Below are 21,694 nucleotides of genomic sequence, written 5' to 3'. Positions count from 1 at the left end.
GTAATAAACAAAAACCCTGGGAATAAATTCCCGGGGTTTTACATCTCAATTAACTCAACTTTCAGCGACTCAAGCTGAAATTCTTAAATTCCTTTTATTTTATTCTACAACTTGATCTAGTAAATAAGCATCATCGTGAACGTTTGCAACCGCTCTTCCGCTTGGATCATTCATGTTTTTGAACGCTTCATCCCACTCTAAGGCTATTTTCGTACTACAAGCTACTGAAGGTTCTTGTGGAACGCTTAGAGCTGCAGCATCACTTGGAAAATGTTCCTCAAATATCGATCTGTAGTAAAACTCTTCTTTATTTTGTGGTGTTTGAATCGGAAATCTATAGTGTGCATTTGCCATTTGCTCATCTGTCACCTCTGTTGCAACAACTTCTTTTAACGTATCAATCCAACTATATCCTACCCCATCAGAGAATTGTTCCTTTTGTCTCCACGCTACACTTTCCGGTAAATAGGATTCAAAGGCTTTACGTATTACCCATTTCTCCATTCTTTCACCGTTGATCATTTTATCTTGTGGATTAATACGCATTGCTACGTCCATAAATTCTTTATCTAAAAAAGGGACTCTTCCTTCAATTCCCCATGCGGCCAGTGACTTGTTTGCACGCAAGCAATCATACATATGTAATTTATCCAGTTTTCGCACAGTTTCTTCGTGAAACTCTTGGGCATTTGGCGCTTTGTGGAAATACAAGTAACCACCAAATATCTCATCTGCTCCCTCTCCAGACAACACCATTTTTACACCCATAGATTTGATAACTCTTGCCATTAAATACATTGGAGTTGATGCTCTAATCGTAGTAATATCATAAGTTTCAAGATTATAAATAACATCTTTAATCGCATCCAATCCTTCCTGAATTGTGAACTTAATCTCGTGGTGTATAGTACCTATGTGATCAGCAACTTTTTGAGCAGCTGCAAGATCAGGAGATCCTTCTAAACCTACAGAAAAAGAATGTAATTGTGGCCACCAAGCGTCTTTGGTATCTCCGGACTCTACTCTTTTCTCTGAATATTTTTTTGCAATTGCCGAAGTAACCGATGAATCCAATCCTCCTGATAACAATACACCATAAGGAACATCAGACATGAGTTGTCTATGTACAGCATCTTCTAGTGCTTGGCGTACTTCGTCAATACTTGTTTGATTATCTTTTACAGCATTAAAATCAGACCAGTCTCTAATATACCACTTGGTCAGTTCGCCTTTTGTACTATCTAAATAATGACCTGGAGGAAATAATTCTATTTTATTACATACCCCTTCCAACGCTTTTAATTCTGAAGCTACGTAAAAGGTGCCGTTTTGATCCCATCCCATATATAAAGGAATAATTCCCATATGGTCTCTCGCTATTAAATATGAATCTTCTTCTGCGTTATATAATGCAAAAGCAAATATCCCATTAAGGTCATCTAAAAAACCTGCTCCCTTTTCTTTATACAACGCTAAAATAACTTCACAATCCGATTCTGTTTGAAAACTGTAAGCACCTTCAAACTGTTTACGGATTTCTCTGTGGTTATAAATTTCTCCATTGGCCGCCAAAACCAACTTTTTATCTTCGCTAAACAAAGGTTGTTTCCCTGAAACAGGATCAACAATAGCTAATCTTTCGTGAGCTAAAATTGCTTTCTCGTCTGCATAAATCCCACTCCAATCCGGACCTCTGTGTCTTATCTTTTTTGACATTTCAAGTAACTGAGGTCTTAAAACTTCTGCTTTTTCTTTTAATTCAAAAGCGCAAACTATTCCACACATATTCTTCTTTTTCTATTAATTGAGAAGTCAAATATGGAATTATCATTACATTATATAAACATAAAACCCTTTATTACTTTTAATTTGTAATATATTTTACTGATTTATTGATTGAACATAACTTTTTATGGCAAAAAAACAAATAAAAGTATCAAGTTGTTATCAAGGTCTTTTAACAGAACTTAAAGACGGGATTAACATTTCGTATATATGTTCAAACATATCTTTACATTGGTTAAAAATTAAAACACGAATTATGAAAAAATCACTCTTATTGGCAGTTATCATGTTTCTGGGAACTGTAGTTTCCATCAATGCCCAAAAATTTGCTGGTCTACAGAAAAGTCCAACAGATATTTCTTACGCTAAAACTGATAGGAATGCTAAACCAGACATCAAAGTTATTTACAGCAGACCTCAAAAAAAAGGTAGAACTATGTTAGGCGATAAAGTTCCATATGGTAAAGTTTGGAGAACAGGAGCTGATGAAGCAACGGAGATCAAACTTTTTAAGGACATGAAATTAGGAGATGAAACAGTAAAAGCTGGAACCTATTCTTTATTCACTATTCCTGGAGAAAAAGAATGGACAATTATACTAAGTTCTGATCTGGATGCATGGGGAGCTTATTCGTATAATGAAAAGAATGATGTCGCAAGAATTCAGGTACCTGCTGCAAAAGGAGATGAGCTTGAAGCATTTTCAATTGCGTTTAAAAAAGTAGACAATGGATATCATATGGTATTAGGATGGGAGACTACAAGAGTTGAAGTTCCTTTTTATATGTAACACTGGAAAATGTAAAAAGTAAAACGAGGATGTCTTTCAACATCCTCGTTTTTATTTTGTTTAAAAAACCTTTTGACTAGAAAGGTTCCATAATTATTTCACTGAAATAATAACTATCGATGGATAGCGTGACTCGACGCTCCTGGTAATTCTTTAAGAAAGTCCATGACAATCCTAAAAGTTAATCTGAATTTAGTGTAAAATAGCCCCATAATATTTCCAATTTATTTAATAGCAAGATACTACCTAAAAGACTTAAAATCAACATTTTTAACAAAAAATGTAAGAACTTTTAGATGTAAAGTAATATTTAATCGATCAACAACATAAATTTTATTTATACTAGTAAAATACATTCCTACATACCTATCAAATTCCATTCAGAAAAACGAAATCGTTTTAAAATAACATAAAAATACAAGTATTTATTCCTATGATTCTCAAAAACTTATATTTGTAATTAGGGTGATTACATTATTATCCATTTATCTATGGATGGCGTGACTACTAGCGGCTGGTAATTGCTTTAAAAAAATTCTTAATCCCTTAATATCTATTGTTAAAATACCGTAAAAAAACTTCATAATAAATTGATTTTTAATTATTTAAACAAAGATAAAACCATACCCCTCTCTTAAATAAAATTTAACAGGCAGAAAATTAAATTTTAGACAAAAGGGTTGATATAAAAGTCAAAATAACAAATATAAAATTACACCGATTGATTTTACAAAGAATTTACCTACAAACTAAAGCAGTTTGCTAGGGGCTTATCCCCCTATTTTTAAAATCATTATCAAAAAATAACTACTGTTTTAAAGACTTTAAAACAGTAAAAAACCTGATTTCACATAATTATACTCAATAGTTTAACACTATTCTTTCTAATATACCCAACAAAAAAGGGATTACCGAAATAGATAATCCCTTTTTACATTTTTGTAAAACACATAGAATTTAAGTTTATGTATCTACTTTATTAGTGTCTTATAACGTAACTAGAAGCCGAAGGCAGTTCTTTAATAAAACTGATAACGGATTTGAATTGTAATCCTAAGATAGTGTAGAAATTTTTCATAGTAAATTGTTTTAAATTATTTACATAAAATTAACAACTACTTTAATGATTTTCAAGGATATACGTTAAAAAGAATCATATTTTTGACAAAAATTACCATATTATCGACTAAAAAAACGAATGTACGAATTTTTTGAAAAAATATGTAATCTTAATCCTACTTTTAAGTTTTATTTGATAAGGGATATTTCCCTAAACATTATGGTAAAACCGTAAATATAATAAACTGTAGATTTAATTTTCATTCAAAAAAGCAGAAAACCGTAATCCCAATATGCTAATTATGGAATATTCAGATATTTATGAGTTTGAAGGGATACCTTCCACTTAGGGTTTTTCATTACATAATCCACTATTAATGGAATTACTTTGTCTCTCACACTCCACTCCGGCTGCAAATACAGTACACAGCTTTCAGAAACCTGATCAGCCTGTTCTTCTGCAAAGTCAAAATCACTTTTATTGTAGATTATACACTTAAGTTCATGCGCTTTAGGGTATATTTCCTTGTTAGGAAGCTTTACCTTTTTTGGTGATAGGCATATCCAATCCCATTGTCCCGTAAGTGGGTAGGCACCTGAAGTTTCGATATGGGTTTTAGCCCCTTTACTTTTTAATCCTTTAGTCAGTGCTGTCATATCCCAGGTTAAAGGTTCTCCACCGGTAACCACCACCACATCACTAAATTTCACAGCATTTTCAACAATGATACTCGTAGCTGTAGGCGGATGCAAATCAGAATTCCAGCTTTCTTTTACATCGCACCAATGACATCCTACATCACAACCACCTATTCTTACAAAATAAGCCGCAGTACCTTTATGATATCCTTCACCCTGTATTGTGTAAAATTCTTCCATAAGCGGAAGCATTTCACCATCATTCACCAATTTTTCTATACTTTCTTGCATAAGGATGCAAAGGTAGATAATAAATTACGAATGATGAACGACGAATTACGAATCTTAAAGCAAGGTTACTTACTTTTAAATTTTATATAGCCTCTTGACTTTGGTTAAAATTTTAATATATAATCATCTTATTTAGATTTGGCCGCAATACACTCAATCTCAATTTTTGCTCCTACAGCCAAACCTTTTGCCGCAAACGTAGTTCTAGCAGGTTTCTGAGGAAAATACTCTTTATATACTTCGTTAAACGCTGCAAAATCATTTATATCGGCCAATATCACTGTACACTTTACCACATTGTTCAGATCTAAATTATGATGCTTTAACACCGCTTTGATATTTTCTAATGTTTGTCGTGTCTCCTGCTCTATGCCTCCAGAAACTAATTTGCGCGTTGTATGATCCATACCAACTTGACCAGAAAGAAAATACAAATCCCTCACTTGAACGATATCCGAAAATGGAGCGTTGACTTTTTTAGGTTCATGGGTTTTATGAAAAATAACCGGAGGATTTGATTCAGAATTTTTCGTGCAGCTAAAGAAAAAAGTGATTAAAAGAATAAAGAAACAAGTTTTATACATTGCAATGAAAATTGAAATTTATCAATTATAAAAGTAAGTTATAATTTTCTTCGCCTCTATAGATTGATTTAAAAATTATACATTTACCTAAAACAAAACCACATTCATTTCTATAGAATAGGTAAGATTCTTATTTTTATCAAAATTTACATCGACTATGAGTAGTACTCAAGAATTCTTTGATCATATACAAAAAGGATACACTACCAAAGGTGATTTTATTGCCTTAGGAGCAGCAATGCTCAATGGAGAAACGGTAACAAATGCTCACGTTAAGATCCCTTTAAAAACCTTAAACAGACACGGCCTAATTGCCGGTGCCACCGGAACAGGTAAAACCAAGACGTTACAGGTTTTGGCAGAGAACCTAAGCGAGCAAGGAATCCCGGTGTTACTAATGGATATTAAGGGAGATCTTAGTGGATTAGCTGCTGCAAGTCCGGGGCATCCCAAAATCGATGAAAGACATGAAAAAATTGGTATCCCATTTGAAGCAAAAGATTTTCCGGTAGAAATTCTTTCACTATCAGAACAGGATGGAGTTCGCCTCAGAGCTACTGTTAGTGAATTTGGACCGGTTTTGTTTTCCAGAATATTAGATGTAACAGAAACCCAAGCTGGTATTATTGCTATTATATTCAAATATTGTGATGATAACAAACTACCTTTATTAGACTTAAAAGACCTTAAAAAAGTACTTCAGTTTGCTACTCGTGAAGGAAAAGAGGAACTAGAAAAAGATTATGGTAGAATATCTACGGCATCTACAGGTGCAATACTTCGAAAAATAGTCGAACTAGAACAACAAGGAGCAGATCTGTTCTTTGGAGAGAGATCATTTGATGTACAAGATTTATGTAGAGTAGATGATGATGGAAGAGGCTTTATAAACATCATTCGATTAACTGATATTCAGGATAAACCAAAATTGTTCTCCACATTCATGCTAAGCCTTTTGGCAGAAGTGTATAGTACATTTCCGGAACAGGGAGATAGTGGTAGACCAGAGTTGGTTATTTTCTTAGATGAAGCACACTTAATATTCAAGCAAGCTTCTAATGCTTTGATGGATCAAATAGAAAGTATTGTTAAACTAATCCGTTCTAAAGGTGTGGGATTATATTTTGTGACTCAAAACCCTACTGATGTTCCAGATGGTGTACTAGGGCAATTAGGATTAAAAGTACAGCACGCCCTTAGGGCATTTACAGCAAAGGATCGAAAAGCTATTAAACTTACTGCAGAAAACTATCCTATTTCTGAATATTATGATACTAAAGAGGTTCTGACATCGTTAGGAATTGGAGAAGCTTTGGTTTCTGCTCTTGACGAAAAAGGTCGACCGACGCCTCTTGCTGCAACGATGCTTAGAGCACCTATGAGTAGAATGGATATTCTTTCGGAAAGTGAATTAAAAAACCTTTTAAATAAATCAACACTCTCCAAGAAATACAATGAAGATATTGACAGAGAAAGTGCCTATGAGATTCTTAATGAAAAAATAGAAAAAGCTGAAGCCGAAGAAGCCAAAGCTGCTGCAAAAAAAGAACGAGAAAAACTAGACCGAAAATCATCGAGCCCACGTTCTGGAAACAGCAGATCAAGCACTACAGAAAAAGCTGTTATCAAAGTGCTCACCAGTGCTACTTTTATTAGAGGCGCACTTGGAGTTTTAAATAAGTTATTGCGCTAAACACAAAACAAATATTTGATTAACCTTGGGAATAATTCACCAATTATGTTTAAAAAAATTAGTTCTATTTTAGTTATCTGTTTTACTATAATAAGTTGTCAGAAAGATAAAAAACAAGATCCCTTCGAGATTTCTTATAATAGGATAGGTAACCTAACAAATACCACAAAAGTAAATCAACTGGACTCTATCTATGCCAATGACTCTATAGTTAAACTTTCTAAAACGGATCAATTCATAAGCGTCTCTGGTGCAATTGAAATTTATGAAAAAGGTGGTGCAAAATTATTAACATTAGAACCTAAAAAGGAAAACGATCCTGCATCTGTAATTGAAAGTATCCAGATTATTGATCCTAGATTTAAAACAGCCTCGGGATTAGCTGTAGGGGGAGTGTTTAAAGACGTGAAAGACAACTACAGTATCTCTAAAATTAATAATATGTTGAGTACTGCAGTAATCTTTGTCGATAGCATACAAGCCTCTATCACAATCGACAAAAAAGAATTACCTAATGAACTAAAATTCAATACAGATCAAAAAATTGAAGCTTCGCAAATTCCGGATTCTGCAAAGATTAAATATTTAATTATTAACTGGGACTAAAATTAATTCTTGACTACTAAACTAATGAGCAAGAAATATCAAATTCAAAAATCTCCTTTTGTAGTACCCACTACAGATGGAAAATTAATCGAAGAACATTTTGGAAAAGCAACTGATGGTAATTCTCAAATTAGCATTGCTCATATGATTGCCCCGCCAGGTTGGAGTGAGCCCTTTCAAACTCCCGAGTTTGATGAATACACTTATATAATTAGAGGAAGAAAACAATTTATTATTGACGGTGAAAAGGTTATTCTAAAATCCGGGCAGTCTATTAAAATAGAAAAAAACACAAGAATCAAATATGCCAATCCTTTTGATGAGGAATGTGAATATATCGCCATTTGCCTTCCTGCATTTTCTATAGAATCTGTACACAGAGAAGAATTATGAAGGAGACCTTAAAAAAGTACATCCCGATGTTGATCGGAAAACAACTTTTATTTTTGTTCTTTTTCAATAAAAAAAAGGCATTACACAAAGCCTTTATCTTATTCTCCACACCTCTCAAAGGGAAAGTGCTACCAGATCAGGAATATTTTCTTGAAGAGGCCGAAGACGAGGTGATTTCAGTAAATGGAAGTTATCTACAAACGTATCGCTGGGCTAATATGGGAGAAACCATTTTGATGGTACACGGCTGGGAAAGCAATAGTCATCGATGGAAAACACTCATAGAAAAACTACATCAACAAAACTATAATATCATTGCGTTTGATGCTCCTGGACACGGTAATTCTTCCGGAAAAAGATTTAATGTCCCATTTTATACAGAATGCCTTCAGAAAATGGTAGAGCTCTACAGACCTAATTACATTATTGGACATTCTGTTGGCGGAATGACTACCATATTTCATCAATATAAATTTCCAAATCCCGAAATAGCAAAACTAGTGGTCCTAGCACCTCCTACTGAGCTTGAAGTAATCATGAAAAATTATCAAAACACACTAAAATTATCTGACAAATTCATGAAAGCTTTAAGTCAATATTTTAAAGATAAATTTGGTTTTCATTTTGAAGAATTTTCTGTTGCCGAATTTGCAAAGAATTTGAACCATTCTGGATTACTGATTCACGACAAGTATGATGACATTGCTCCTTATTCAGGAGCCCAGAAAATTCAGAAAAACTGGTCTAATGTAAAATTTATTACTACCGAAGATTTTGGACATTCATTATTTTTTGATGAAGTAGATGATATGATCATTGAATTTTTGAAAGAATAAATTTTATGATCACCTTTGCACTGTGGAAAAATCAAATTTAATAAGACTTAATAAATTTCTAAGTGAAGTTGGATATTGCTCTCGTCGAGAAGCAGATAAACTAATTGATCAAGGTCGAGTTACTTTAAACAATAAAGTACCTGAAATGGGTACTAAGGTAGCTCCTGGCGATGAAGTAAGGGTTGATGGTGAATTAATCAACAAACCGAAAGAAAAACACGTATATCTTGCTTTTCATAAACCAGTAGGAATTGTCTGTACCACAGCCCAAAATGAAAAAGACAATATTATTGATTTTATCAATTATCCTAAACGTATTTTCCCTATTGGCAGACTGGATAAACCAAGCGAAGGCTTAATATTACTTACCAGTGATGGTGACATTGTTAATAAAATTCTCAGGGCCAGAAACAATCACGAAAAAGAATATATTGTTACCGTAAATAAGCTAATCAGCCCTCAATTTATTAAGAGAATGAGTAATGGTATTCCGATCTTGGATACGGTTACACGCAAGTGTAAGGTCGAGCAGATCAATAAATATGATTTTAGGATTGTACTTACTCAAGGTTTAAACAGGCAGATTCGAAGAATGTGCGAATATTTAGGATATGAAGTTACAAGACTGAAACGTATTCGGATTATGAATATCCACTTGGATACACCAGTTGGCGAATGGCGTTATTTAACAGAAAAAGAATTAAATATTATCAATTCTGATGTAGGAGATTCTAGTAAAACAGAAGAGGCTTCCTTACTTGCGGATAATAAACCGAACAAGAAAACAAACACCTCCAAAGAATTTAATTCAAAAAATCAACAAGGACAGACTCACAAAAACAGAACTTCTACCCATTCCGGAAAACGAAAACGAAGTGACCGAAAACGTTAGGATTCGCTGTTAATTATATCCTAATTCTCAATTCGTGTTATTTATTAATATTCCAAAATAAGTAAATTACTTTACGAATCAATTCATCCTCCCAATGAAAATAATACTGGTAAGTTTACTAATATTTACTTCTATTACGATTAACGCCCAGAGTGAATACGAACCCTCAGCAGCATTCCCTTTTGGAAGACCGAATCCAAAGGCCCCTAAAGAAATAAAAGATTTTCATCCTTTGATCGGTATATGTGATTGTAATTCGCAGACAAGAAATCAAGATCAATCGTGGGCAGAACCCAATAAAATGACCTGGGAGTTTAAATATATAATGAATGGAACGGCTGTTCAAGATCAAACATTGAAAGAAGATGGCAAACATTCGGGTAGTATCAGACAATTTATCGCAGATAGTAGCCGATGGTTTGTTCATTATTATTCTAATACCTCACCTACTCCTATACTTTCTGCTTGGGAAGGCAATAAAAAAGAAGATAAAATTATTTTGTATCGTGAGCAAAAAGCGCCTAATGGCACGGATGGCTTTTATAAAATTAATTTCTATGATATTAATGAAGATGGTTTTAAATGGTTAGGAGAATGGGTAAATACCAATGAAACATTTTCCTTCCCAACTTGGAAAATAGCATGTACAAAACGTAAAGACACCAAAAAACTATCTGATAAGCAGCAAATTGAAACTGTTATAAAATCCTTTTCTACTGCATATCTAAAGCAAGATTATGAAGCAATTGCTCAGATTTATACAAAAGACGCTAAAATATTCCCGAACAATAGTGCTATTATTTCAGGATATGAAGCCATTAAAAAGCGCTGGTCAAGCTCATCAGGTTATACCCCGCTAGAACACCAAATCGTACCAGAAGAAATTGTTGTGCTTGGCGATAACGCTTATGATTATGGATATTATCAAGGTAAAAACAAAAACGATGACGGAACTGAGGTAAGTTATAAAGGAAAGTACGTTGTTGTTTGGAAAAAAATCAATGGTAACTGGAAAATGTATTTAGATATTTGGAATAGGGTACAAGAATAATCTTTACATTCAACGCTTAAAATTACTTAAAACAACTTACACCTATGAAAACACTTTCTCCTTTTCATCTCGCAATCCCAGTAGATAATTTAAAGCTAGCTAGAGATTTTTACAATAACATATTAGAGCTTCCGGAAGGAAGAAGTAGTGATCACTGGGTAGACTTTAATTTTTTTGGACACCAATTAGTGATTCATTATAAACCAAAATCAGAATCCGAAACCAAACATCATAACAGTGTTGATGGTAAAGAGGTTCCAATACCACATTTTGGAATTATTCTGGAATGGGATATCTGGCAAAAATTCTCTAATATGCTTTCCGAGAAAAAAGTAGCATTTGTTATCGAACCTTATATAAGATTTTCAGGAGAAGTTGGAGAACAAGCAACCATGTTTTTTTATGATCCTTGTGGCAATGCTCTTGAGTTTAAATCTTTCAAAGATCCTTCTCAGATATTTGCTAAATAAATTCCGATAAATACTTTTATCTTTTCATGCTCAGAGCGATTTAAATAAACAATCGTTAAAAACAGACCTTTTTTTATTTAAATCTCTGGAATGTTAAAGTTTTACTGCAAATTCTTATTATATTCTGCCCTAATAAGATTACAACAAAAAAAGAATGGATTTTATAGAGCCCCTAAAATACGGTGTACCGTGTTTTTTAGCATTGATTTTAGTCGAATTAACCTACAGTAAGACACACGACCATAAAGATCTATACAACTGGAGAGACTTGAGAGCAAGTCTTACCATGGGAATAGGGTCTGCAATCTTAGGTCCTTTAGTAAAAACCGTATTCTCCATTATTCTTTTTCATTTTGTCTACAATCTTTTCAATCCAGAGATTGATGGCATTAGAACGAATATTATGGGCTGGGAATCATTTGGATTTGCTTGGTATGTTTGGTTGCTATGTCAATTAGCTGATGATTTTACCTATTACTGGTTTCATAGACAGAACCATATGGTACGAGCATTATGGGCAGCTCATATTGTACATCATTCTTCAGACAATTTTAATCTGGGGACTGCTGTTCGTAATGGTTGGTTCACTTTACTCTATAAACCCCTATTCTACATGTGGATGCCTGCAATTGGTTTTGATCCTAATATGGTAATTGTATGTTTGGGTATTGAAGCTTTATGGCAATTTCAATTACACTCTCAATACATACCTAAAATGGGGATTATAGAAAAGATCTTCAATACGCATACGATGCATCAGGTTCATCACGCTAAGAATGTCGAGTATATGGATAAAAACCACGGAGGATTCTTAAACATTTTTGATAAGATATTCGGAACCTGGAAAGAACTGGATGAAGAAATCGAAGTTCAATATGGTGTTACTCACGCCCCTAATTCATACAACCCTTGGGTGATTCTCACCCACGAATACAAAGACATTTGGAACGACACCAAAAAATCTAAAAATTGGTATCATAAGTTTATGTATATTTTTGGTCCCCCTGGCTGGAGCCACGATGGCAGCACGCTTACTGTAAAACAAATGCAGAAAGAACTCGAATTAAAAAAACGGATGAGTACACAATCGTAATCCGTTTTTTATATTTATATTTCTTGCTATGAATTATCAAGAAATTATACGTAGACAAAAAGCTTTTTTTAATACCAACGCTACTAAAGATATATCGTTTAGAATTAAACAACTTAAACTCTTAAAAAGCGTAATTCTAAAAAACGAAGAGCTGCTATATGAAGCTATTTATAGTGATTTTAAAAAATCAAAATACGAAACTTACACTACAGAATTAGCAATCATTTATCACGAGATTGATATTGCCTTAGTAAAAGTTAAAAAGTGGGCCAAAAGAAAACGTGTATCAACGGGTTTAGCAAATCTACCTGGTAAGAGTTACATCATCCCGGAACCTTTGGGAACTGTTTTAGTAATGGGTGCCTGGAATTATCCATACCAATTATCCATAGCTCCTGCAATTGCAGCCATCGCAGCCGGATGCACTGTAATCATTAAACCCAGCGAGATTCCGTCTCACTCTTCTGCAATTATGTCCAAAATTATTGGTGAAAATTTTGATGCGAACTTTTTAAAAGTTATTGAAGGAGGCGTAGAAGAAACTACAGCATTACTAAAAAATAAGTTTGATAAAATATTCTTTACAGGAAGCACACAAGTAGGAAGAATTATCTATCAAGCTGCAGCCAATCATCTTACACCCGTTACGCTGGAATTAGGAGGAAAAAGCCCTGCGATTATAACGAAAGATGTCAATATCGATATGACTGCTAAACGCCTAGTTTGGGCAAAATTTTTAAATACAGGGCAAACTTGTATTGCTCCAGACTATGTGATGGTTGAATCTTCTATAAAAAATGATTTGTTAGAAGCTATCAAGAACCATATAGAAAGTACCAAATACAAAATCGAAAATCAAAATTACACTCAAATTATCAATCAAAAGAATTTTGAAAGACTTCAAAACTTGATTGAAAAGGATAAAATATATTTTGGTGGTGAATCTGACATAGAAAATAGAGTAATATCACCAACCGTGATGATTGATGTTTCTTTTTCGGATAAAGTGATGCAAGAGGAAATCTTCGGCCCTATTTTACCGGTACTATCTTTTGACGATATTGATAATGCCATTACTGATATTAAAACCTTGTCAAAACCATTATCCTGCTATGTTTTTACAAAAAACAAGAACGTAAAAAATAAAATTCTACATGAAATATCATTTGGCGGTGGGGCTGTAAATGATGCAGTTATGCATTTTATGGAGCAGAATCTCCCTTTTGGCGGTGTTGGTAATAGCGGTATTGGCAACTACCACGGCAAAGCAGGTTTTGATACCTTTTCACATTTCAAGGGTATCCTTCAAAAAACGTTTTGGATTGAGCTCAATCTCAAATATTCGCCTTATACAAGTTCTAAATTGAAATGGATGAAGAGGCTTATTGGGTGATATGCTTCAAAAATTAAAATCTACCGATAAAAGAAAATAACGTGGAATCAAGTTACTTTGATAAACTGTGGTTGAAAAATCTGAGTTCTCAATTTGCTCAAAAACGCGATTATCTAACAAATTCTTTCCAATAAAACGTCCAGAAATCCACCTTACGTTTTTTGGTTTATATTTTACACTAAAATCTAAAAAAGAAAAATCTTCTGCTCTTTTTAAATCAGGTTTAAAATAATCAAAGGTAAAAGTGCATAACCAGCCTTTTGCAGGCCTTATGATTGTTCGTAATGAATTCTTAATAGCCTTATTAGCATTAGAATTTTGCCTATCTATAGAGAAGTTTGTTGAAGTGTAAGTGAAAAAATTTTCAAAATTTATAGGAATTCTGAAAGCCGTCTTAGCAAATATTTCTCCGGTAAGGTTGGTAAATTCACCATTTCTTATCTCTGATTGATTAACTACATTCTTAAATTCTGATATGGTATACTGAGAAGACAACTTTAGTGTCGTTTGCATAAACCTAAGGTACCTTTCTACTGATCCATTCATAAACCAACTGTCTAAATTTACTGGAGATTGAAAATAACTAAGGCTTGTAAAATTTGGATTGATCTCTACATTAGACAGAAAAGAATTTTCTTTTGTCACATATCCCACCACTGCTGTTAATTCTATGTTATGATATAAATCATCTAACCTATATCCTACATTATAATTTTGACTCTTTTGAAGTTCAAGAGACCTTTGGTTCATTAGAATTGTCCTATTATCAATCAAAACTCCATTAGAAAACAAATAATTTTCTTCTGGAGTATTTTGTTCATAACTCCCAGAAAAATTGAATTTAGAAACTCTATTGACTGAATAAGTAATATTAAGTGATGGTTCTACAACAAAAGCTTCTTTACTTTGGTTTACCACGCTACTAAAATTATCTTTGATTCTTTGATCTACATATCTAAAAAATATAGATGGCTCTATTTTAAAAGCGTCATTTTCATATGCCACTGATAGCAGGGAAAAATAATTGCTTTTTTGATACACAAAATTGTTTTCAAAATCTTGAAGCTTTACATCATTTTCGAATAAAAAAGATTGATATTGATATTCTTCAACATCTAATCCTGCTGTCAATGCATATTTAACAATTCCCTTCCTTCCTAATAAAACCAATTTATTATTAAAAGTTTCCTTTCTAAACTCACTAAATTGATCATACTCATTTACCACATTCTCTTCAGAAAAGAAATTACCAACAGTATTAAAATTCTGCGGGATATTGTTAGTAGCATAGGATGATATATATTGAATAGCATTGGTGTTATTTAGTTTATGTGTATACTGTAAATAATTATTCAACAAAAAATCTTCAGATCTTAAGCTTGTAATAGAGGGACTATCTTGATTTCTGATAAAATTATTAAATATTTCCTGATCATTTTTATTGAGAGAAACCTTTAATTCTAGTAAAGACTTTTTTGTGGTATTGATGGTAAATTCCAAATCTAATCCTTTTGCGTCAGGTTTTTGTGTAATCTGATTGATATCGGTATAACTAAAATTATCAGTGTTTGTAAAAAAAGAATTTTGAAACTTCTCTTCTCTAAATACTTCATCTTGCAAATAATTCATATTTGCTTTTATTTTTGCATTTTTAGACAACTTATACAGTACATTATAACTTCCATTATAAGCATCATCAATTTTTGAGCGTTTTACCCCCAAAACATTTTGGATAGGACTTACATTAACAATCTGTTTTCCGGTTACATCACTTTCCGGCTCAGAGAACACATTTCCAGCGGTGTCATCAAACAAAGAATAATTACCTGTATTGCTATATGAGAATACACCAAAAGATTTAAGTTCTGATGACACCCCTATTAAAGTAGTTGTGATATCCGCATAATCTTTATCACCATATCCATAACCCGCATTTGCCGTTCCTGAATAATCAGCTCGGTTCTTCTTCAATTTAAGATTTAAAGCAACGGCATTAGAATTTTCAATGTCTTTAAGTAATGGGTTTTTAGAATAATTTTCGATTGCCTCAATCTGATCAACCATGTCAATTGATATATTCTTGGTACCAATCGTATATTTACTACCAAATAAATCATCTCCATCCAGGTTCACCGCAGCAACTTCCTTTCCTTTATAGCTTATTTTACCATTTGCGGCTACTTCTACTCCTGGTAGTTTATTTAGGATATCTTCTACTTTACGTTCTGTACCATCTTTATATTTCTCAACATTAAAAACAACTGTATCTTTTTTTATTCTAAATTTTCTACGCTCAGAAATAACCACTTCATCAAGTTGTGTAGTTTTTGGATACATCGTTATGATAAAATTGTATGCCTTATTTACATCAGGATTCACAATGCTATCTACAACTTTTTCATAGTTTAACGCATTAATCTCCAGATATACAATTTTATCATACTTCTTTTTAAAAGTATAATTGATTGCTCCATTTTTATCCACTATAAAAAACTCCGAAATATTAGAGATGTTTTTATCTTTCTTTACTAAAACACTTGCATTGGAAATTATTTCTCCAGCATATCCTTTTATAGTTCCTTTAATTTCTTGTGATTTAGCACTGAAAGAAATCAGGAGAGCGAAAGTAAACCAACTATATAATTTTAACTTCACTGTTTTAATACATTCTGTTTTTTTACAATTAATAAAAGTATTCACTTATTCCTCATAAAAATCTATTTTTTCTAATGCTTCAATGAGTCCCTCCGGAATATCTATTATTTTTCTTACCCAATGATATTGACCTAGCGCAAAAGAAAATGAAACTGTCCCTCCTTCTTTCTGTAGCATTTCTGCGATAGTTTTTGCTTTTCCTATTTTTAATTCTTCAACATAACGCTTCATAAATTTTTCATAAGCATCATATTCCATGACATCTAGATAGGTAAAATGTTCCTTAATCATATTAGTTAATTTTTCATTTTCCCCCTTTTTAACACTAATCAGCTTAAGTGAGGTTTTTCCTGTTAATTCTTCTACTTCAATAATAAGACCTGGCAATCCATTGAGATTTAAGGGCCCTTTACTTATTGGAATCTGAGGAGTAAACCAAGCTACATATTTTCTTCCGTGAAAATTTAATACTGCTTCCTGGCAAACATATTCTTTAATTTTTTTTGTATTCCCAGTTAACTCCCAATTCAATTTTTTTTGCACATATGAATATCTTGATCCACCTTTTAGTGCAGGCCAAGGTATTCGTACAAAACATTTTTGAGTATTTGTATGCATAATAGTAGAGATATCATCATTGGTGACATAATGCATAAATTCTCCATTTTCATCATATTTGATCCCAGCGTCTCTTTCGTCAAGTATTTTAAAAAAACTTTCATCAGCATCTACAAGTAGTATACTTTCCAATTTTACATCATATGAATCCGTGTATTCATATAATGCAGAATAGGTGTTTTGTGCTAATAATGTGTCTAAGCAAAGTAAAAAGACAAATAAGATATATTTTTTAAAAAATCTCATATTATTTTCTTTCATCAATTGAATATTTAAAACAACATCCAAGAATGTGATAATTATTATTTTATAAACAAAAGGTTTGCCAACACATATAAAATGATTGACAAACCTTAAAAAAGTTATTATTGAATACTAGCAATAATAGCATAAGTTCTAGCAAGACTACAAGCATAACTAGCGTTATTACTTTCAACACAACGTGTCGCCGAAAAACCATTATAGGTTGCTGTACAACAAGCTCCAAAATCTTCATTGGTCTCTAAATTTGCATCAAGAGGCTCGTTGGTAAAACTCATCATTGTTCCGGCCAAGAATAGCCCTAAAAATACTTTTTTCATGTTTAAAAAGTTTTAAATTATTAAAATAGGTTAAAATTATCCAATGGGATAACATATATAAGTGTCTTAACATATGGATATGTTACCACCAAAATGTGAATAATTTTTTCAAGCCCCTAAAATATGTAAATAGCACATAAAAATATTACGGTAAAACCTTAAAAAATAACCGGCCTATTCTTACAAAATAGAGAAATTTCCCTACCTTGGTTTTCATCGCAAAATTCACACTAAAACTTTATAAAATAATTGATCTTAAAACAGTTGTAAAAAAACCATCTCAAAACCGTTGTACTAATAAATGAAACAATATATGAATTTGTGATGCTTTTGGTTGAGTTTGTGAATGCTAACTTTTTGTTCAAAAACGTCAAATTTAGCTCACAACGTGACTACACTTTCTGTTTTTTGCCTTCGAGTAAAGATAAAATATGTTCTTCTATCTCATCAGTGTCCCAAATACTTTCGATGTTATCAAGCTGCATAATTTCGTTCATAATTTTTGCTTGTTGATCACCAATTTCCAAAGCCTCTGCATACGGTCTATGCGTAAAGGTTACTCGTGTATATAAAGGAATCCACTTATCAGGATATTTTTCTGAGAATCTTTTTTCAATTTTTTTCCTTAGTAGAAAATCAGGATCTGCAGTTTTACTGCTCATTTCCATAAAGTTACGATAGGAAAGCTCTGCAATAGCATCTGCACTTGGCTTTCTAACCTCTTGATACTTTTCAAAAATTTCTTGCCAGTCCTCACCATTGTATTCTTCAATAATATCATCAAGGATTGATATATCTTCAAAACCTGCATTAATTCCTTGTCCGTAAAATGGTACAATAGCGTGAGCAGAATCCCCTACCAATGCCACTTTATCCCAATATGTCCAGGGATAACATTTCATGGTTACCAAAGCACTGGTTGGATTATTTTTAAAATCTTTTAGTAATGTGGGCATCAATTCCAACGTATCCGGAAAATGTTTCTTCCAGAATTCTATTACTTTATCCTGATTCTTAAGGCTCTCGAAAGAATTTTGACCCTCGTGTGGCATAAACAAAGTACACGTAAAACTTCCATCAAGATTAGGCAAAGCAATCAACATAAACTTACCTCTTGGCCATATGTGAAGTGAATTTTTATCAAGTTTATGTGACCCATCTTCATTTGCAGGTATACGAAGTTCTTTATATCCAGCATCCAAAAAATCCTGAGAGTAATCAAACCTGCTTCTTCGCTGCATTTTGTGCCTAACTCTGGAAAAAGCGCCGTCACAACCAAAAATCAAATCGTACTGATATTCTTGCCAAGCTCCTTTTTCGGTTTCTCCTGTATATATTTTAGCCTCTGGCAGATTAACATCCCATACTTTTTCATTAAATCTGAATATCACTCCAGATTCTTCTGCCAGCGTAATCATTTTACGATTTAATACTCCTCTAGAAATAGAATAAATAGCCTCTCCTTCTTTACCATAGTACTGATGATATTCGGGCTGACCATTAACGTGCATAGCTCTTTTATCCATAGGAATAGCAAGCTTTCTGATTTCATCCCCTATCCCTACTCTATCCAAAGCTTTCCATCCCCGTACAGACATTGCCAGGTTTATCGAACGCCCACTAAACTCAACCTTTCTTATATCAGGTCTTCTATCAAAAACCGTAACATGATGATTTCGTTTCTTCAAATAGATTGCTAATAGTGAACCGGCTAAACCACTTCCCACAATAGCTATGTTTTTTGCTTGCATACTTTTTTGTGATTCCAGTTTGTCAAAGTATGAAAAGGAACTACTTTGTAAGATCCGAGTTTTAATGTCCTTGACAAACCAGCTCTATTTATTAGAGCTTATGCAAACATTAAAACCTTCAACAAATGTAAAAAAATTATCAATGAATTGTTATTTAAAAGCTTTAATCCCGAATAATAAGGGAAATAATTTGTCTGAGCTCTCAAACATTCCATCTTTATTTTTTATTAAATTCGGAAAAATATTATAAGGCGATTGATCATATTCTCTGAGATACTCTATAGTTAATCCTGCTTCAGACAAAGAAGACACCACCTCGCCTAATCCATGATTCCAGCCATACTCCCTGCTAACCATTTTAGAATTAAGATCGGCATAAGTACCTTGGTATTCCTCATAAATTGCTTCTTTTTGGTGATAACCATATTTAATTTTAGGCATGTCATCAAGATAATCAAACATCCAGACGATCGGATGAAACTCTATCATATAGAATACTCCTCCTTTTTTTAATCTTTCAGCAATCATATGGCCCCAAGGCTTTAGATCAGGCAACCATCCTATTACTCCATAACTCGTAAAAACGATATCGAATTGATCTTTTATGTGATATGAAGTATCTAAAACATTACAGCAAAAAAACTGAGCATTTAATTTCAATTCCGAATTTAGTTTTCTTGCCAGATCAATCCCTTTTTCAGAAATATCGACTCCTGTACATTTAGCTCCCATCCTACTCCAGCTTAATGTATCTTGTCCGAAATGACATTGTAAATGCAACATCGATTTCCCTTCTACATTACCTAGAGCATTTAACTCGTACTTCTTCAAAGAACTTTCGCCATTTTTAAAAGATACTAAGTTGTAAAAATCACTGGATGCGTGTACATCCACTTTCTGATCCCAGGTAGCTGCATTTGTTTTGAAATATTTATGAAATTCGGCTGACATCATAGTCTTGTTTTAGGTTTTTAAATATAGCGAAACATTATAAATTCTTGCACACTTATTAGTCAACGCTAAAAAACCTACCTGTTTCGTTCAAGTCAAATTTTATCAAAACCTTAAGAATTTAGATCGTTTCAAGTATTGCAAGGAGGTTTTAGATTAGTTAATTTTAGGCTAATGAAACTTACCGCACAAAACCTTCAACAAATTCCTGAGTTTATTCAAGTACCTAATTATCAATTGGAATGGTTAATTGATAAATCGATTATTAAAACTTTGGAGCAAGGAAACTATCTTTTTCGGAAAGGAGATCCTATTGATCAGCTTTTTATTGTTTTAGAAGGTAAAATTGATGTGAAAGTTGAGCAGAACGGAAACTATAAACATATAGCTCATATCGATAAAAATGAAATTGGTGGACTACTTCCGTTTTCGAGAGCAAGCTCGGCAATTGGTTTTGGTCAAGTAATTGAAGACAGCAAAATTCTAGCATTAGAAAAATCTTTTTTTAAAGAGATGATTTCTGATCACTATGAGCTTACTGAAAGCTTGGTTCATAAAATGACTACGCGCGTAAGAGAATTTACCAAAGATAATGTCCAGGCAGAAAAGATGATGTCTTTAGGGAAATTGTCTGCCGGTTTAGCTCATGAACTCAACAATCCTGCCTCAGCAATGGTGCGAAGTGCAAAAGCTCTGAAAGAACATTTGGCGAATGTCCCCGAAAAATTTAAAAGAGTAGTTTCTATAAAAGCCACGGAGAAGGAAATAGATATTATTAATGATATTCTTTTTGAAAAACTAAACAACCGACCCGAAAACAACATGAAACTGAAAGAGCGAAACGAAAAAGAAGATGAATTAGAAGAGTGGTTAGAAGATCGTGGTGTAGATAATGGTTACGAATTAACTGAAACATTATTAGACTTTTGTATAGGTATAGAAGCAATGGAAGAAATTTATGAAGCTACCGGACAGAAAAACTTTCCTCACGCTATAGAATGGATCGAAAATGTATTAACTACAGAAAAAATGGTGGATGAAATTGGTGAAGCTTCAGACAGAATTTCGAATTTGGTAAGCTCTATAAAAAGTTATACACATATGGATCGTGCACCGGAAAAAGTATCAACTGACATCCATGTCGGTTTAAAAAGTACACTTACCATGCTCAATCACAAAATGAAAAAGAAAAATATAACGCTCGAAAAAGATTTTCAAGTAAACCTGACCCATCCAAAAATCTTTGTCAGCGAAATAAATCAGGTCTGGACCAATTTATTAGATAATGCAATTGATGCAATGAATCATTCTGGTGTTTTGAAAATAAAAACTTCTGAAGATCAAAAATTTGTAAAAGTCGAAATAATTGATGACGGAGAAGGAATTCCGAAGGAGCATCTCGATAATATTTTTGATCCTTTTTTCACTACAAAGCCTATTGGAGAAGGGACAGGAATGGGTTTAGAGGTAGTGCAAAGAATTGTGAATCAACACACTGGTAAAATAACAGTAGACTCGAAAAAAGGAGAAACCAATTTTACTGTGTATTTACCTAATAACTAA

19 protein-coding genes are annotated in these 21,694 nt (G+C 33.1%); 11 read left to right on the top strand and 8 right to left on the bottom strand.

From position 1 onward, the window contains the following. Positions 1-99: 99 nt before the first annotated feature. Positions 100-1,785, bottom strand: a complete 1,686-nt coding sequence (asnB, locus tag ACE94K_RS09300; protein ID WP_378183243.1) for an asparagine synthase B — start codon at positions 1,783-1,785, stop codon at positions 100-102. 256 nt (positions 1,786-2,041) lie between these two features. Between asnB and ACE94K_RS09295 the strand changes: the two genes are divergently transcribed. Beyond that, positions 2,042-2,575 carry a DUF2911 domain-containing protein gene (locus ACE94K_RS09295; protein ID WP_378183241.1) on the top strand — a complete coding sequence of 178 codons (534 nt, stop codon included), beginning with the start codon at positions 2,042-2,044 and terminating at the stop codon, positions 2,573-2,575. Positions 2,576-3,934: 1,359 nt separating this feature from the next. On the opposite strand, the gene ACE94K_RS09290 is transcribed toward ACE94K_RS09295, so the two are convergent. Beyond that, entirely contained in the window at positions 3,935-4,564 is a 630-nt protein-coding gene (locus tag ACE94K_RS09290; RefSeq protein ID WP_378183238.1) for a 7-carboxy-7-deazaguanine synthase QueE, read from the bottom strand. 128 nt (positions 4,565-4,692) lie between these two features. Beyond that, a complete protein-coding gene (locus tag ACE94K_RS09285; protein WP_378183235.1) occupies positions 4,693-5,148 on the bottom strand; it encodes a RidA family protein in 456 nt (151 codons plus the stop codon). Between the two features lie 157 nt (positions 5,149-5,305). Here ACE94K_RS09285 and ACE94K_RS09280 point away from each other — a divergent pair, with 157 nt between their 5' ends. The 9 genes from ACE94K_RS09280 (at position 5,306) to ACE94K_RS09240 (ending at position 13,575) form a co-directional block, all read left to right on the top strand. Then, the gene (locus ACE94K_RS09280) at positions 5,306-6,841 is read left to right on the top strand and encodes a helicase HerA-like domain-containing protein (protein ID WP_378183232.1); all 1,536 of its coding nucleotides are present in this window, start codon (positions 5,306-5,308) and stop codon (positions 6,839-6,841) included. Positions 6,842-6,886: 45 nt separating this feature from the next. Next, positions 6,887-7,447: a hypothetical protein gene (locus tag ACE94K_RS09275; protein ID WP_378183229.1), complete on the top strand. Its 561-nt coding sequence runs from the start codon at positions 6,887-6,889 to the stop codon at positions 7,445-7,447. Between the two features lie 24 nt (positions 7,448-7,471). Further along, complete coding sequence (locus ACE94K_RS09270) at positions 7,472-7,840, top strand: cupin domain-containing protein (protein ID WP_378183226.1); 369 nt, start codon at positions 7,472-7,474, stop codon at positions 7,838-7,840. Next, complete coding sequence (locus ACE94K_RS09265) at positions 7,837-8,676, top strand: alpha/beta hydrolase (RefSeq protein WP_378183221.1); 840 nt, start codon at positions 7,837-7,839, stop codon at positions 8,674-8,676. The genes ACE94K_RS09270 and ACE94K_RS09265 overlap by 4 nt, the downstream gene beginning before the upstream one ends. Positions 8,677-8,698: 22 nt before the next feature. Continuing rightward, positions 8,699-9,568, top strand: a complete 870-nt coding sequence (gene rluF / locus ACE94K_RS09260; RefSeq protein ID WP_378183218.1) for a 23S rRNA pseudouridine(2604) synthase RluF — start codon at positions 8,699-8,701, stop codon at positions 9,566-9,568. Between the two features lie 94 nt (positions 9,569-9,662). Further along, the gene (locus ACE94K_RS09255) at positions 9,663-10,619 is read left to right on the top strand and encodes a YybH family protein (protein ID WP_378183216.1); all 957 of its coding nucleotides are present in this window, start codon (positions 9,663-9,665) and stop codon (positions 10,617-10,619) included. Positions 10,620-10,663: 44 nt separating this feature from the next. Continuing rightward, a complete protein-coding gene (locus ACE94K_RS09250) occupies positions 10,664-11,089 on the top strand; it encodes a VOC family protein (RefSeq protein ID WP_378183214.1) in 426 nt (141 codons plus the stop codon). 154 nt (positions 11,090-11,243) lie between these two features. Then, entirely contained in the window at positions 11,244-12,182 is a 939-nt protein-coding gene (locus tag ACE94K_RS09245) for a sterol desaturase family protein (RefSeq protein WP_378183211.1), read from the top strand. Positions 12,183-12,210: 28 nt separating this feature from the next. Next, positions 12,211-13,575 (top strand): aldehyde dehydrogenase, encoded by a 1,365-nt coding sequence (locus tag ACE94K_RS09240; protein ID WP_378183208.1) that lies wholly within the window; start codon positions 12,211-12,213, stop codon positions 13,573-13,575. A 6-nt stretch (positions 13,576-13,581) separates the two neighbouring features. Here the strand turns inward: ACE94K_RS09240 and ACE94K_RS09235 are convergent, their stop codons facing one another. The 5 genes from ACE94K_RS09235 to ACE94K_RS09215 form a co-directional block, all read right to left on the bottom strand. Further along, complete coding sequence (locus tag ACE94K_RS09235; protein WP_378183205.1) at positions 13,582-16,230, bottom strand: hypothetical protein; 2,649 nt, start codon at positions 16,228-16,230, stop codon at positions 13,582-13,584. A gap of 45 nt (positions 16,231-16,275) precedes the next feature. Beyond that, entirely contained in the window at positions 16,276-17,109 is an 834-nt protein-coding gene (locus ACE94K_RS09230; protein WP_378183202.1) for a GLPGLI family protein, read from the bottom strand. A 104-nt stretch (positions 17,110-17,213) separates the two neighbouring features. Next, the gene (locus tag ACE94K_RS09225) at positions 17,214-17,429 is read right to left on the bottom strand and encodes a hypothetical protein (RefSeq protein WP_378183199.1); all 216 of its coding nucleotides are present in this window, start codon (positions 17,427-17,429) and stop codon (positions 17,214-17,216) included. A 392-nt stretch (positions 17,430-17,821) separates the two neighbouring features. Further along, the gene (locus ACE94K_RS09220) at positions 17,822-19,180 is read right to left on the bottom strand and encodes an FAD-dependent oxidoreductase (protein ID WP_378183196.1); all 1,359 of its coding nucleotides are present in this window, start codon (positions 19,178-19,180) and stop codon (positions 17,822-17,824) included. Between the two features lie 150 nt (positions 19,181-19,330). Further along, positions 19,331-20,131, bottom strand: a complete 801-nt coding sequence (locus ACE94K_RS09215; protein WP_378184255.1) for a class I SAM-dependent methyltransferase — start codon at positions 20,129-20,131, stop codon at positions 19,331-19,333. A gap of 174 nt (positions 20,132-20,305) precedes the next feature. Here ACE94K_RS09215 and ACE94K_RS09210 point away from each other — a divergent pair, with 174 nt between their 5' ends. Then, positions 20,306-21,694, top strand: coding sequence for an ATP-binding protein (locus tag ACE94K_RS09210; protein ID WP_378183193.1), 1,389 nt, complete (start codon positions 20,306-20,308; stop codon positions 21,692-21,694).

Source organism: Aquimarina besae, from assembly GCF_042434905.1.
Classification (GTDB): Bacteria; Bacteroidota; Bacteroidia; order Flavobacteriales; family Flavobacteriaceae; genus Aquimarina.
This window is presented reverse-complemented; position numbering and strand designations above follow the sequence as displayed.

Excerpts from the sequence above, each read along its gene's own strand:
- asnB (WP_378183243.1), bottom strand. The coding sequence starts at position 1,785 with ATGTGTGGAATAGTTTGCGCTTTTGAATTAAAAGAAAAAGCAGAAGTT.
- ACE94K_RS09295 (WP_378183241.1), top strand. The coding sequence starts at position 2,042 with ATGAAAAAATCACTCTTATTGGCAGTTATCATGTTTCTGGGAACTGTA.
- ACE94K_RS09290 (WP_378183238.1), bottom strand. The coding sequence starts at position 4,564 with ATGCAAGAAAGTATAGAAAAATTGGTGAATGATGGTGAAATGCTTCCG.
- ACE94K_RS09285 (WP_378183235.1), bottom strand. The coding sequence starts at position 5,148 with ATGTATAAAACTTGTTTCTTTATTCTTTTAATCACTTTTTTCTTTAGC.
- ACE94K_RS09280 (WP_378183232.1), top strand. The coding sequence starts at position 5,306 with ATGAGTAGTACTCAAGAATTCTTTGATCATATACAAAAAGGATACACT.
- ACE94K_RS09275 (WP_378183229.1), top strand. The coding sequence starts at position 6,887 with ATGTTTAAAAAAATTAGTTCTATTTTAGTTATCTGTTTTACTATAATA.
- ACE94K_RS09270 (WP_378183226.1), top strand. The coding sequence starts at position 7,472 with ATGAGCAAGAAATATCAAATTCAAAAATCTCCTTTTGTAGTACCCACT.
- ACE94K_RS09265 (WP_378183221.1), top strand. The coding sequence starts at position 7,837 with ATGAAGGAGACCTTAAAAAAGTACATCCCGATGTTGATCGGAAAACAA.
- ACE94K_RS09255 (WP_378183216.1), top strand. The coding sequence starts at position 9,663 with ATGAAAATAATACTGGTAAGTTTACTAATATTTACTTCTATTACGATT.
- ACE94K_RS09250 (WP_378183214.1), top strand. The coding sequence starts at position 10,664 with ATGAAAACACTTTCTCCTTTTCATCTCGCAATCCCAGTAGATAATTTA.
- ACE94K_RS09245 (WP_378183211.1), top strand. The coding sequence starts at position 11,244 with ATGGATTTTATAGAGCCCCTAAAATACGGTGTACCGTGTTTTTTAGCA.
- ACE94K_RS09240 (WP_378183208.1), top strand. The coding sequence starts at position 12,211 with ATGAATTATCAAGAAATTATACGTAGACAAAAAGCTTTTTTTAATACC.
- ACE94K_RS09230 (WP_378183202.1), bottom strand. The coding sequence starts at position 17,109 with ATGAAAGAAAATAATATGAGATTTTTTAAAAAATATATCTTATTTGTC.
- ACE94K_RS09225 (WP_378183199.1), bottom strand. The coding sequence starts at position 17,429 with ATGAAAAAAGTATTTTTAGGGCTATTCTTGGCCGGAACAATGATGAGT.
- ACE94K_RS09220 (WP_378183196.1), bottom strand. The coding sequence starts at position 19,180 with ATGCAAGCAAAAAACATAGCTATTGTGGGAAGTGGTTTAGCCGGTTCA.
- ACE94K_RS09215 (WP_378184255.1), bottom strand. The coding sequence starts at position 20,131 with ATGTCAGCCGAATTTCATAAATATTTCAAAACAAATGCAGCTACCTGG.
- ACE94K_RS09210 (WP_378183193.1), top strand. The coding sequence starts at position 20,306 with ATGAAACTTACCGCACAAAACCTTCAACAAATTCCTGAGTTTATTCAA.